9 protein-coding genes, 1 other RNA gene and 2 pseudogenes are annotated in these 12,491 nt (G+C 68.8%); 4 read left to right on the top strand and 8 right to left on the bottom strand.

Annotation, left to right across the window (positions count from 1 at the left end):
- Positions 1–31: 31 nt before the first annotated feature.
- The 4 genes from KTN05_RS01225 to argS all read right to left on the bottom strand — a co-directional run bounded on the left by KTN05_RS01225 (position 32) and on the right by argS (position 4,558).
- Positions 32–430 (bottom strand): group III truncated hemoglobin, encoded by a 399-nt coding sequence (locus KTN05_RS01225; protein WP_217327538.1) that lies wholly within the window; start codon positions 428–430, stop codon positions 32–34.
- A 76-nt stretch (positions 431–506) separates the two neighbouring features.
- Positions 507–1,487, bottom strand: coding sequence for a beta-N-acetylhexosaminidase (nagZ, locus tag KTN05_RS01220; RefSeq protein ID WP_217327600.1), 981 nt, complete (start codon positions 1,485–1,487; stop codon positions 507–509).
- Between the two features lie 68 nt (positions 1,488–1,555).
- Positions 1,556–2,734 carry an SPOR domain-containing protein gene (locus KTN05_RS01215; RefSeq protein WP_217327537.1) on the bottom strand — a complete coding sequence of 393 codons (1,179 nt, stop codon included), beginning with the start codon at positions 2,732–2,734 and terminating at the stop codon, positions 1,556–1,558.
- A 78-nt stretch (positions 2,735–2,812) separates the two neighbouring features.
- Positions 2,813–4,558, bottom strand: a complete 1,746-nt coding sequence (gene argS, locus KTN05_RS01210; protein WP_217327536.1) for an arginine--tRNA ligase — start codon at positions 4,556–4,558, stop codon at positions 2,813–2,815.
- 295 nt (positions 4,559–4,853) lie between these two features.
- Between argS and ffs the strand changes: the two genes are divergently transcribed.
- An RNA gene (ffs, locus tag KTN05_RS01205) (signal recognition particle sRNA small type) lies at positions 4,854–4,952 on the top strand.
- A 102-nt stretch (positions 4,953–5,054) separates the two neighbouring features.
- Here ffs and uvrA read toward each other — a convergent pair.
- Positions 5,055–7,973 (bottom strand): excinuclease ABC subunit UvrA, encoded by a 2,919-nt coding sequence (gene uvrA, locus KTN05_RS01200; RefSeq protein WP_217327535.1) that lies wholly within the window; start codon positions 7,971–7,973, stop codon positions 5,055–5,057.
- A 140-nt stretch (positions 7,974–8,113) separates the two neighbouring features.
- On the opposite strand from uvrA, the gene KTN05_RS01195 reads away from it, so the two are divergent.
- A complete protein-coding gene (locus KTN05_RS01195; protein ID WP_217327534.1) occupies positions 8,114–8,464 on the top strand; it encodes a GFA family protein in 351 nt (116 codons plus the stop codon).
- 7 nt (positions 8,465–8,471) lie between these two features.
- On the opposite strand, the gene moaA is transcribed toward KTN05_RS01195, so the two are convergent.
- Positions 8,472–9,488: a GTP 3',8-cyclase MoaA gene (moaA, locus tag KTN05_RS01190; RefSeq protein ID WP_217327533.1), complete on the bottom strand. Its 1,017-nt coding sequence runs from the start codon at positions 9,486–9,488 to the stop codon at positions 8,472–8,474.
- A gap of 130 nt (positions 9,489–9,618) precedes the next feature.
- On the opposite strand from moaA, the gene KTN05_RS01185 reads away from it, so the two are divergent.
- Positions 9,619–10,080 carry a hypothetical protein gene (locus KTN05_RS01185; protein ID WP_217327532.1) on the top strand — a complete coding sequence of 154 codons (462 nt, stop codon included), beginning with the start codon at positions 9,619–9,621 and terminating at the stop codon, positions 10,078–10,080.
- 128 nt (positions 10,081–10,208) lie between these two features.
- Here the strand turns inward: KTN05_RS01185 and KTN05_RS01180 are convergent.
- Positions 10,209–10,706: pseudogene (locus KTN05_RS01180) on the bottom strand (integrase core domain-containing protein); the annotation flags it as partial.
- Here KTN05_RS01180 and KTN05_RS18015 point away from each other — a divergent pair.
- Positions 10,697–11,073 (top strand): annotated as a pseudogene (locus tag KTN05_RS18015) (IS21 family transposase); the annotation flags it as partial. The pseudogenes KTN05_RS01180 and KTN05_RS18015 sit on opposite strands and share 10 nt — an antisense overlap.
- A 146-nt stretch (positions 11,074–11,219) precedes the next feature.
- Here the strand turns inward: KTN05_RS18015 and KTN05_RS01175 are convergent.
- A complete protein-coding gene (locus KTN05_RS01175; protein ID WP_217327530.1) occupies positions 11,220–12,428 on the bottom strand; it encodes an NAD(P)/FAD-dependent oxidoreductase in 1,209 nt (402 codons plus the stop codon).
- Between the last annotated feature and the right edge of the window lie 63 nt (positions 12,429–12,491).

The following is a 12,491-nucleotide window of genomic DNA, read 5'->3' as shown; positions in this document are numbered from 1 at the left end:
TGTGGGAGTAACCTGCGGGAGGAGGCCGCGCCTAGCGCAGCATCGGCACGCCGCTGGGACTGTCCATCTCCACCCCCATCCGCAGCCCCGCCCCGATCCGGTGTGCAAGCGCCGACCACGCCCGCGCACTTTCCGCGGGGAGAGTGCGGATCAGTGTCGCGTCGAACAGCATCAGCCAGGGCTCGAAATGGTCGGGGCGCACGTCGCCGGCGGCGCGGTGGACCTGCATGGGATTGCCGCCGTAAGCCCGCTCGGCAAGAATCGCATTGCGCCAGAAGGCGGCGATCTTCGCCTCGTGCTCGGGCCAGTCGGTGACGTGGCGGGCAAAGACGGGGCCCAGCACCTCGTGGCGGCGGACGGCGGCGTAGAAGACGCGCACGACCTCGTCGATCTGGGCGGGCGTGACGGGAAAGCGGGGCGGCATGGACATGCCCGTTACTTGGGCCGCGATGCCGCGCGGCGCAAGCTCTGCCAGCGCGGCAGGGTTGCTGCAAATCGTCGCGGGATCAGCGTCCCGACGTCAGATGTCGCAATTCGTCCCGCAGCAGGACGGCCGGCACCGGGTCGGGCGGCCCGCGCCGGTCCAGCGCGGCGGCGGCGCGGCGGGCGGCGGCGTCGGTCATCCGACCGGCGGCGGCCACGACTTCTTCGAACTCGTCGCGGGTCGCGTTGCAGTGCAGAACCAGATCGCAGCCCGCCGCCATGGCCGCCGAGGCGCGGCCGCCAAGGCTGCCGGAAAGCGCGTTCATGCCGATGTCGTCGCTCATCAGCAGCCCGCCGAATCCGATCCGCTGGCGGATCAGGGCGATGGCGGCGGCCGAGGCGGTCGCGGGGCGGTCGTCCAGCTGCGTCAGCCGGATATGCGCGGTCATGCCCATCGGCAGGTCGGCCAGCGCGCGGAAAGGGGCGAAATCCGTCTCGTCCAGTTCGTCCAGATCGGCGGCGAGGATCGGCAGGTCGTGGTGGCTGTCCACGCGGGTGCGGCCGTGGCCGGGCATGTGCTTGACTACCGGCAGCACGCCGGCCGCGAGCAGCCCGTCGGCGGCGGCCCGGCCCATGCGGGCGACGGATTCGGCATCGGTGCCGAAGCAGCGATTGCGCAGGAAGGGATGCGTTTCCTCCTGCGCGATGTCGAGGCAGGGGGCGGCGTCGCAGTCGATCCCGGCGGCGCGCAGTTCCTGCCCCATCAGCCGGTGCCGCAGCTCGACCGCCCGCTCCCCATCCGCGGCGCTCTCCATCGCCGCGGGCCAGTCGGTCCAGTGCGGCGGGCGAAGGCGCTGGACGCGGCCGCCTTCCTGATCGGTCATCACGATGGCGTCGCGCCCGACCGCGTCGCGCAGATCGCCAGTCAGGCGGCGCAGCTGCTCGGGGCTGTCCACGTTGCGGGCGAAGAGGATGAAGCCCCACGGGTCCGCCTCGCGCAGGAAGGCGCGTTCGTTGCGGTCGAGCGTCAGCCCCTCGACGCCCAGAATCGTCGCGCCGGTGATGTCAGGCGCGGACGCCCCGTCGCGGGGCGGCGGGGCGTCGTCGGGCTGGATCAGCAGGGGCGTTCGGGTCAATTCGCAACCGCGGGGATGCAGTCGGTCCCGGCGGCGATCAGCGCGGCGCAGAACTTGCGGGCGTCGTCGCGGCTGTCGAAGCCAGCGACGCGCAGCCGCCAGAAGTTGCGCCCGCCCGCCTCGTGCTTCTGGATGACCGGCGATTTGCCCGCGAACAGCGAGCCGTTGCGACCTGCGAGCCGGCCCCATTCGGAGCTTGCGATCGCGTCGCTGTCGAACGCGCCGATCTGCACCAGCGGCGCGCCCGCCGGAACGGAGGCCGAGGCGACCGGCGCAGGCTCTGCCGCGCGGGCGGCAGGCGCCTCGGCCACCGGAGCGGCCGCGGCCGGTGCGGCCGGTGCGGCGGGAGCCGCAGCCGCCAGCCGGCGCGGACGCGGCGCGGGGCGCGGCGAGGCGCCAAGCGCGCCCGGCGCGGGCTGAACGCCCGCCTCGGCCAGCGCCTGGGTGATGGCGACGTCCTGAGCGGCAGCGCCGTCCAGATCGGTCACGGCCTCGTTCACCGGCGCTTCGGCAGCGGGCGCGTTCGAGAGCAGAGTGAAATCGGTTTCGACCGGCGCGGCGGCTTCCGCCTCGGCGGTGACGCGGGCGGCCGCGGCTTCGGCATCGCTCGTGGCGATGACATCGCGCTGGGTCGGATCGGCGGGGATTTCCTCGGTCAGGGCGGTTTCGCGGGCGGTGGCGCCAAGCTGACCCATCGGCACGTCGGCGTCGGTCAGCGAGGTCGCCTCGGGCGCGATCGCGACTTCCGAGACGGGGCGCGGCCCGGCCCCGGCGGCGACCTGGTTGACGGCAAGGCCGCTGCGTTCGGAAAGCTGGCCGCCCGGTTCCTCGGGGGCGATGCGCGGCTCGCCCTGCACGGCGCGGATCACCGGCACGCCCGAGACGTCGCGCATCACCAGCTTGTAGCCCCAGACCATCAGCGCGCACATCAGCAGGACCGAGATCAGCGCGCCGAGATAATGGGTCAGCCGCGAGACGCGGCCCAGCAGCGAATCGCGCTGCGTCAGGGCGGGCTCTCCCGCCTCGGTCGCGAACCGCGCCTCGTCCCAGTCGTCCTCATCAGTCCAGTCGAGATCGGCATGTGCCCCCTGCGGGGCATATTCATGTTCCGCGTAGGAATGCGAGTCGCGGCGCGCGCCGTCGAATCCGCCGGAACGGAAATCCACCACTGTCATCTTCTGTCCTGCCCACTATGCCGGTTGATCCGGCTTGTCCGTTGACTGCTCGTTCAGCCCCGGCAGGCCACGCCTTGTTCAGCGCATTTCCTTGGCCGGAGTGACGCCCAAGATACCCAAACCGGCCGCCAACACAACGGCGACGGAACGGACCAGCGCCATTTTCGCGGCGGTTGTGGCAGGATCGCCATCCTGCACGAAGCGCAAGCCGGGATCGTCATTGCCCCGATTCCACAGCGCATGCAGGTCCGACGCGAGGTCGTAAAGGAAGAACGCGATCCGGTGCGGCTCGTGCGCGCGGGCGGCGATTTCCACTGTGCGCGGCCATTCCGCGACCTTGCGGGCCAGCGCGAGTTCGGCCGGATGCGCGATCCGGTCCAGATCGGCGCCGGCGAGCGCGGCGTCGGAGACATCGACGCCCATGCCTTCGGCGCGGGTCAGGACGCTGTTGGACCGCGCGTTGGCATACTGGACATACCAGACCGGATTGTCCTTGGACTGTTCCAGCACCTTGGCGAAATCGAAATCCAGCGCCGCATCGTTCTTGCGGGTCAGCATGTGGAAGCGGGTGACGTCCGGCCCCACCTGCTCGATCACGTCGCGCAGCGTGACGAACGTGCCGGCGCGCTTGGACATCTTGAATGGCTCGCCGTTCTGGAACAGCCTGACCAGCTGGATCAGCTTCACGTCCAGCGGCACCCGGCCCCCCGATAACGCTGCGACGGCCGCCTGCATCCGCTTGACATAGCCGCCGTGGTCAGCGCCGAAAATGTCGATGAGCTGGTCGAAGCCGCGGTCGATCTTGTCCCAGTGATAGGCGATATCGGGCGCGAAATAGGTCCACGACCCGTCCGATTTCTTCACCGGCCGGTCCACGTCGTCGCCATAGGCGGTGGAGCGGAACAGCGTCTGCTCGCGCGCCTCCCAATCCTCGGGCAGCTTGCCCTTGGGCGGCTCCAGCACGCCCTCATAGATCAGGCCGGCCTGCTCCAGCCGGTCGATGGCCGCTTCGATACGGCCGGTGCCGTAGAGCGCCTTTTCCGACGAATAGACGTCCATGGAAATGCCCAGCAGCGCCAGATCCTCGCGGATCATCCCCATCATCGCGTCGGTGGCGATCTCGCGCACCTGGTCCAGCCATTCGGATTCGGGGCAGTCCAGCAGGCTGTCGCCGAAGCGGTCCTTCAGCGCCTGCCCCACCGGGATCAGGTAGTCGCCGGGATAGAGGCCCTCGCTGATCTGCGGCTCCTGCCCGTGCGCCTCGCGGTAGCGTTCATAGGCCGAGCGGGCCAGCACATCGACCTGCGCGCCGCCGTCGTTGATGTAGTATTCGCGGGTGACATCATGGCCGGCGAAGTCCAGCAGGCTGGCGAGCGCATCGCCGAACACCGCCCCGCGCATGTGGCCCACATGCATCGGGCCGGTCGGGTTGGCGCTGACGAACTCGACGTTGATCTTCTCGCCCTGCCCTGTGGGCACGCGGCCGAAATCGGCGCCTTGGGTCAGGGCGGTGCGCAGAACCTCGCGCCATTGATCCACCGCAAGCCGCAGGTTCAGAAAGCCCGGCCCCGCGACCTCGGCCGCCGTGATCCGGGGATCGGCGGCCAGCCGGTCGGCCAGCACCGTGGCGATGTCGCGCGGCTTCATCCCGGCGGGCTTGGCCAGCACCATCGCCGCGTTCGTCGCCATGTCGCCATGCGCCGGATCGCGGGGCGGCTCCACCGCAACGTTGGCAAGATCGAGGCCCTGCGGCAGCGCGCCGTCGCTCATCATGGCGTTCAGCGTCTCGACCACGAGGGCGCGGATGTCGGCGAAAAGGTTCATGATAACGTCCCGTCTGTTGACAGATGCGATAGCGAAAGCCCCGCCCCGCCGCAACTGGGCGGGCGTTACGTCTGGTGCGGGCGCAACCCCCGCGCACAGAAGTCCGGCACGCTGAGATCGCGGGCAAAAGCTTCTGCGCGCGGCTGGAGACCGCCCAACCCCCCGCGTCGCCTCACCCGCCCCCGGCCTATTCCCGCTGCGACAACCGCGCGGTTCCTGATCGAACCCGGCAACGGCGCGTTCATCGGTGATCGCCGCCGCTTGCAACCGCCGCCGTCTCGCGTTATCTAATGCGCGAGAGGTTGGCGCGGGCAGGCGCCTCGCCAACCCGGTCAGGTCCGGAAGGAAGCAGCCGTAACGAGCCCCGCTTGGGTCGTTGTCCAGCCTCTCACCTTTTACCCCTCAGTTTTGCAATGCGGTAGCGGGCTTCGCTCGCGCTCGCATGGGCGGCCGACTCGCATCGGCCCGCCGCCATGCCCTCCGGCGCCGCCGTCCGTCAGGCTGCGGCGATCTTGCTGCGGCCGCGCCGCTTGACCGCGGGCGTTTCGGGTTGGCGCACCGGGCCGTGCCGCTTCGCAGCAGTCTCCAGCAGCGGCGCGAGATAGATCGCGGTATGGCTTTCCGGCACCGTGACCACCTGCTCGGGCGTGCCTTCGGCCACGATCCGGCCGCCGCCGTCGCCGCCTTCGGGGCCGATGTCGATGATCCAGTCGGCGGTCTTGATGACGTCGAGGTTATGCTCGATCACGATCACCGTGTTGCCCTGATCGACCAGCGAATCCAGCACCTGCAGCAGCTTGCGCGTATCCTCGAAATGCAGCCCCGTGGTCGGCTCGTCGAGGATATACAGCGTGCGCCCGGTGGACGCCCGGCTGAGTTCCTTGGCCAGCTTGACCCGCTGCGCCTCGCCGCCCGACAGCGTCGTCGCCTGCTGGCCGACCTTGACGTAGCCGAGGCCGACCTCGACAAGCGCGTCCATCTTGGCGCGGATCGACGGGACTGCCTTGAAGAACTCCTGCGCGTCCTCGATCGTCATGTCCAGCACGTCGGCGATGGACTTGCCCTTGAACTCGACCTCCAGCGTCTCGCGGTTGTAGCGCTTGCCCTTGCAGGTCTCGCACTCGACATAGACGTCGGGCAGGAAATGCATCTCGATCTTGATGACGCCGTCGCCCTGGCACGCCTCGCAGCGGCCACCCTTGACGTTGAAGCTGAACCGGCCGGGGCCGTAGCCGCGCGCCTTGGATTCGGGCAGCCGCGCGAACCAGTCGCGGATATGGGTGTAGGCGCCGGTATAGGTCGCGGGGTTCGACCGCGGGGTGCGGCCGATGGGCCGCTGGTCGATGTCGATGACCTTGTCCAGATGCTCCAGCCCCTTCACCGCGACGGCGGGCGCGGGGGTCTGGCGGGCACCGTTCAGCCGCATCGAGGCCGTCTTGAACAGCGTCTCGATGGTCAGGGTGGACTTGCCGCCGCCCGAGACGCCGGTGACGCAGACGAACCGGCCCAGCGGGAAATCGACCGTCACGTCCTTGAGGTTGTTGCCGGTCGCGCCCTCGATGGTCACCGCCTTGCCGTTTCCGGCGCGGCGTTCGCGCGGCACCGGGATCTCTCGCTCGCCGGACAGATACTGCCCGGTCAGGCTGGCCGGGTCCGCCGCGATCTCGTCGGGCGTTCCCTTCGAGACGACCGTGCCGCCATGCACCCCGGCCCCCGGCCCCATGTCGAAGACATAGTCGGCATGGCGGATCGAATCCTCGTCATGTTCCACCACGATGACCGAGTTGCCCGCGTCGCGCAGGCCCTTGAGCGTGTCCAGCAGCCGGTCGTTGTCGCGCTGGTGCAGGCCGATGGACGGCTCGTCCAGCACATACAGCACCCCCGTCAGCCCCGAGCCGATCTGGCTGGCCAGCCGGATACGCTGGCTTTCCCCGCCCGACAGCGTTCCCGCCGCGCGGGACAGGGTGAGGTAGTCCAAGCCCACGTTGACCAGAAAACCCAGCCGCTCGCGGATTTCCTTGAGGATCGGCGTGGCGATCTCGTTCTTCTGGCGCGAAAGCTGCGGCGGCACCTGGCCGATGGTGTCCAGCGCCTCGTGGATCGACATCTCGGTGACCTGCCCGATATGCAGCCCGCCGATCTTGACCGCCAGCGCCTCGGGCTTCAGCCGATAGCCATTGCAGACGTGGCAGGGGCGCGAGTTCTGATACCGCTCCATGTCCTCGCGCGACCAGGCGCTGTCCGTTTCCTTGTAGCGGCGGTCGAGATTGGGGATCACGCCCTCGAAGACCCGGCTGACCTCATAGACGCGGCCGGCATCGTCGAAGCGGAAGCGGACTTCCTCGTTTCCCGAGCCGTGCATGAACATGTGCCGGATATTCTCCGGCAGGTCGCGCCAGGCGGTGCGGCGGTCGAAGCCGTAATGCTTGGCCAGCGCGTTGACCGTCTGCGTCAGATAGGCCGATTTCGACTTGGCCCACGGCGCGATGGCGCCCTGTGCGATGGAAAGCCCGCCGTCCGGCACGATCAGCCGCTCGTCGAAGAACAGCTCGGCCCCCAGCCCGTCGCAAGCCGGGCAGGCACCCATCGGGGCGTTGAAGGAAAACAGCCGCGGCTCGATCTCGGGCAGGGTGAAGCCGCTGACCGGACATGCGAATTTCTCGCTGAAGGTAAGGCGTTCCGGCTCGCCCTCGGCGGGCGCGGTTTCCAGCACCGCGATGCCGTCGGCCAGATCCAGCGCCGTGCGGAAGCTGTCGGCGAGCCGCGTCTCCAGCCCCTCGCGCACGACGATCCGGTCCACGACCACGTCGATGTCGTGGCGGAATTTCTTGTCGAGTTCGGGCGGGGTGTCGAGCTCATGGAACTCGCCGTCGATCTTGACCCGCTGGAAGCCGCGCTTGCGCAGGTCCAGGAGTTCCTTCTCATAGGCACCCTTGCGGTCGCGGACCATCGGCGCCAGCAAATAGGCGCGCGTCCCCTCGGGCATTTCCATCACCCGGTCCACCATGTCCTGCACCTGCTGCGCCTCGATCGGCAGACCCGTCGCGGGCGAATAGGGCGTCCCCGCGCGGGCAAACAGCAGCCGCAGATAGTCGTAGATCTCGGTCGCCGTGCCCACGGTGGAACGCGGGTTCTTCGAGGTCGTCTTCTGCTCGATCGAGATCGCCGGCGACAGCCCGCTGATGTGATCGACGTTCGGCTTGCCCATCATGTCGAGGAACTGCCGCGCATAGGCCGACAGGCTCTCGACATAGCGGCGCTGCCCCTCGGCATAGACGGTATCGAACGCCAGCGACGACTTGCCCGACCCGGACAGCCCGGTGATGACAACCAGCGAATCGCGCGGAATGTCCATGTCCACGCCCTTGAGGTTGTGTTCCCGCGCGCCGCGGATTTCGATGAACTTCTGTTCCATGGGACGACCTTCGCTGGACAAGCGCATCAGATAGGCACGGGCGCAGAAAACGCAACCGCAACCCGCGAACGAACTGTGAACTTTTCAAGCGCCCGTGACTGTGCCAAGCTGGCGCCGTTCCTCTATCCCCCGAGGTTTCCATGACCAGCCAGAGCTATACCGGAAGCTGTCAATGCGGCGCCATCGCCTTTGAGGTTGACGCCGATCTGGACCACACCGTCACCTGCAACTGCTCGCGCTGCCGCCGGCTGGGCTGGGTGCTGACCTTCGTGCCGGCATCGGCGTTCCGGCTGACGAAAGACGGGCCGACGACCGAATACCTGTTCAACAAGCATATCATCTCGCACCGCTTCTGCCCGACCTGCGGGGTCGAACCCTATGCAAGGGGCGAACAGAATGGCGAGCCAATGGTGGCGGTGAACGTCAACTGCCTCGACGGCGTGGACGCGCGGGCGCTGAACTCGACGCCGTGGGACGGCGCGTCGGCCTGAAGATTTCTCAGCCGCCGGTGTGACTCATGTGACGCGAGATCTGGCCGGAAACGCCGCGCGAATAGTCGAAGTCGTGCCCCTTGGGCTTGCGGGCGATGGCGGCGCGGATCGTCTGGCGCAGCGCGCCGTCGTCGGCGCTGGCCCGCAGCGGGGCGCGCAGGTCGGCGCGGTCTTCCTGCCCGAGGCACATGTAAAGCTCGCCCGTGCAGGTCAGCCGCACCCGGTTGCAGCTTTCGCAGAAATTGTGGGTCAGCGGAGTGATGAAGCCGATCTTCTGCCCCGTCTCCTCGATCCGCACATAGCGGGCCGGGCCGCCGGTCCGCTCGGGCAGGTCCGTCAGGGTGAAGCGTCCTTCGAGCCGGGCACGCAGGTCGCTCAGCGGCCAATACTGGTCCAGCCGGTCCTCGCCGCCAAGATCGCCCATCGGCATGACCTCGATGAAGGTCAGGTCGTGCCCTTCCCTGGCGCACCAGTCGAGCAGCGGGAAAAGCTCATCCTCGTTGAAACCTTTCAGTGCCACGACGTTGATCTTGACGCGGATTCCGGCGGCTTTCGCGGCGCGGATGCCGTCCATCACCTGCGGCAGACGGCCCCAGCGGGTGATCGCGGCGAACTTGTCCGCGTCCAGCGTGTCCAGCGAGACGTTGATCCGCCGCACCCCGCAATCGGCAAGCTGGTCCGCGAAGCGGGCAAGCTGGCTGCCGTTGGTGGTCAGCGTCAGCTCGTCGAGGCCGCTGCCCAGCCGTTCCGACATCACCTTGAAGAACGACATGATGTTGCGGCGCACCAGCGGCTCGCCGCCCGTCACCCGCAGCTTGCGGACCCCCAGATCGATGAAGGCGCCGCAGAGCCGTTCCAGCTCCTCCAGCGTCAGCAGCTCAACCTTGGGCAGGAACTGCATGTGCTCGGCCATGCAGTAGGTGCAGCGGAAATCGCAGCGGTCGGTGACGGAGACACGCAGATAGGTGATCGGCCGCGCGAACGGGTCGATCAGCGGGGCGGTCGGGGGAAACGGCGCGTTCATCCGATGATGATATGGGCGTGGCCGGTTCGGCACAAGCCGGTGCCGCCGTGAAGTCGCGGGCGCATGGCGGATGGACGGAGCGCCCGGCGCGTGTCAAGCCGGTGACAGTCACGCCAAAGAGGGCATTGCCATGAAGCTTTCCCGTCTGAGTCTGATCCTTCCGCTGCTCGCCGTCGCCGCCTGCGACCAGCAGGCCGCCGAGGGCCCCACCCCCAAGCCGGTCGTCGCCCATCTGGACAACGGCGCGACCGTGGTCGCCGCGCCCACCGCTGACGGCGATGCGGTCATCATCGCGACCCCGCCGCCCGGCGCGGGCGGGACGGCTGCGCCAGCAACGGCCGCCGGCCGGCTCGGCACGACGGTCGCTTCGCTCGGCAACGCGGCCGAGCCGGGGATGTGGATCAAGACGCCGCTCGTCACCGCGCCCGGCAAGGGGCGGCTGGTGAATCCGGCGACCGGCCGCGCGGCCAATGTGGACCTGATCCCGCTGGGCGGCCCCGCCACCGGGGGCAGCCAGGTCTCGCTTCCGGCGCTGCAGGCGCTCGGCGCGAGCCTGACGGACCTGCCGACGATCGAGGTCTGGAGAAGCTGACCGCATCCGGCCGCGACCGATGGGCTGATGCTGCGAACAGACAAGGACAAGGACGATGTGCATCCGCCCTTCTCGCGCGACTGGATCATCAGCAAGCTGCTTGCACCCTGTGCTGTGACCCCTGACCTTCATCCACCTGAGACCAGAGCCGGCGGGTGACATTTGCCCGCTTGCGGGGAGGGAGCAATGGGCAATTGGCGGAACGTTGCCATCGCGTGCAGCCGATCGCCCGTTGCGGCGAGTTGGGCGGCGACGCACTGCGTCGAGGGGGTCTGGTGGCCGAGTGCCGAATGGGGCCGGGCCGCGGTGTAGACGGCCATCCAGCTGGCGACGATGCGGCGGGCCTGATCGAGGCCGAAGAACAGCGTCTCGTTCAAGAGTTCGTCCCGCATCTTCGAGTTGAACGCCTCGCAGATGCCGTTCTGCATGGGCTTGCCGGGCGCGATGAAAAGCCAGGACACGCCGGTCTCTTCGCTCCAGGCCAGCATGGCGTTCGAGGTGAACTCGGTCCCATGTTCGCTGACGATCAGGCCTGGCTTGCCGCGCCGGGCGATCAGAGCCCTCAGCTCCCGCGCGCCGCGGCGCCCCGAAATCGAGGTGTCGACCGCGGCGGCGAACCGTCGCCGACGCTCGGGCCGAAGAGCAGGCCGCGCTGCTGCCGCTGCCGCTGCCGCTGCCTTCGACGGCTTCGTCGGATGGAGCAAGCGTGTCTCACCCACCTGCCGGATCGGCTTCGGACGCAACCGCTACAGCGTGCCGGCGTCCTTCGCCAACCGTCCTGTCAGTCTGAGAGTCGACCCGGATCGGCTGGTGGTTGCCGCCGAGGGACAGATCCCGTGCGAACATGGGCGGGTGACCCAGCGGTCCCATCACCTGCCGCCACGCAGGGCCCATGAATGGCGCTATTATCCGGCCGTCATCCAGCGCAAGCCGGGTGCCCTCGGGAGCGGTGCGCCAGTCGCGGAACTGCCGTCGGGCTTCAGGCGGTGGCAGCCCGCCCGGCCTGCGGACGGTATCCGCCGGACAGTGCGGCACCCCGGCCGCACGCAGGGTCCTCTGAACCAACTGCCGAAGCTCTCGATCCTAGCCTCGCGAGCGGGCTGGCGTCAGAGCCGCGTCATGTTCTGGCTCTGAGCCCCCTACAGCAGCGACTTCAGATCGACCGCCGGGTCCGCCACCTCCTCCGGCGCGGGCGAGCGGCCGGAGTCGATCATCCGCTTGCCCGCCATGTAGGCGCGCGGATCGTTCATCGCGTCCACCGCCAGCAACTCGCCGGCCCGGTAGTACCAGTGCGAGCGGACCTGATCGGTCGTGCCCGGCCGCACCGCCACGCGGTCATGGCCGGTATTCAGCCCCGCGATCTGCAGCTTGACATCGTACTGGTCCGACCAGAACCACGGTTTCGGCAGGTAATCCCGCCCCGCGCCGAGCATGTTGAGCGCCACCGCCTCGGCCTGGTCGATGGCGTTCTGGACGCTTTCCAGCCGGATCATCTGCCCGCGATACGGCAGCCGCGCGCAGTCCCCGGCGGCCCAGATCGCCGGGTCGGAGGTCCGCCCCAGCGCATCGACCACGATGCCGTTGTCGCAGGCCAGCCCCGCATCCGCCGCGAGCGTCTCGTTCGGGGTGACGCCGATGCCGACGATCACGAAATCCGCAACCCGCGGGACGCCGTCCGAAAGCTGCGCCGCGATGGCGCCGTCGGGCAATCGCTCCATCCCCAGCAGCGTGGTCCCTTCGAGGATGCGGACTCCGTGCGCCTTGTGCAGCGCCCGGAAGTAATTCGAGGTCTCCCGCGCAGCGACCCGCTGCAGGATGCGCTCGGCGGTTTCGACCAGCGTGACGTCCAGACCCGAGGACGCGGCGACCGCCGCCGCCTCCAGCCCGATATAGCCGCCGCCGATGATGAGGACTCGCCGGCCCGGTTGGAACTCGGGGGCCATCCGGTCCACATCGGCCAGTTGCCGGATGACGTGGACGCCGGGCAGGTTGCCGCCGAGCGCGGCGGGCAGCATCCGCGGCGCGGCGCCGGTCGTCAGGGCAAGCTGGTCGTAATCCAGCGTCCCGCCCGCCAGCGTCAGCCGCCGCGCGGCGGGGTCGATCGACGGCACCCGCTGGCCGGTCAACACCCGGATGCCATGCTCGTCGTAGAAATGCTGCGGGCGCAGGAAAAGCTGCTCGGCGGTCATCCGCTTCAGCAGGTATTTCTTGGACAGCGGCGGGCGCTGATACGGCAGAACCGGCTCGTCCCCGATCAGCGTCACGTCGCCGTCGAACCCCGCCGCGCGCAGTTTCGCCGTCAGCGCCGCGCCCGCCTGCCCCGCACCCACGATCGCGATATGGCTCATGTCTCGCCCGCCTTGCCGGTTTTACCGTGGCTTAGCAGCGCGGCGGCCCCCTCGCCATACCCT

This window comes from Paracoccus sp. Z118 (assembly GCF_019061185.1).
Taxonomy (GTDB): Bacteria; Pseudomonadota; Alphaproteobacteria; order Rhodobacterales; family Rhodobacteraceae; genus Paracoccus.
This window is presented reverse-complemented; position numbering and strand designations above follow the sequence as displayed.

Excerpts from the sequence above, each read along its gene's own strand:
- KTN05_RS01195 (WP_217327534.1), top strand. The coding sequence starts at position 8,114 with ATGACCAGCCAGAGCTATACCGGAAGCTGTCAATGCGGCGCCATCGCC.
- argS (WP_217327536.1), bottom strand. The coding sequence starts at position 4,558 with ATGAACCTTTTCGCCGACATCCGCGCCCTCGTGGTCGAGACGCTGAAC.
- KTN05_RS01225 (WP_217327538.1), bottom strand. The coding sequence starts at position 430 with ATGTCCATGCCGCCCCGCTTTCCCGTCACGCCCGCCCAGATCGACGAG.
- KTN05_RS01215 (WP_217327537.1), bottom strand. The coding sequence starts at position 2,734 with ATGACAGTGGTGGATTTCCGTTCCGGCGGATTCGACGGCGCGCGCCGC.
- uvrA (WP_217327535.1), bottom strand. The coding sequence starts at position 7,973 with ATGGAACAGAAGTTCATCGAAATCCGCGGCGCGCGGGAACACAACCTC.
- KTN05_RS01185 (WP_217327532.1), top strand. The coding sequence starts at position 9,619 with ATGAAGCTTTCCCGTCTGAGTCTGATCCTTCCGCTGCTCGCCGTCGCC.
- KTN05_RS01175 (WP_217327530.1), bottom strand. The coding sequence starts at position 12,428 with ATGAGCCATATCGCGATCGTGGGTGCGGGGCAGGCGGGCGCGGCGCTG.
- moaA (WP_217327533.1), bottom strand. The coding sequence starts at position 9,488 with ATGAACGCGCCGTTTCCCCCGACCGCCCCGCTGATCGACCCGTTCGCG.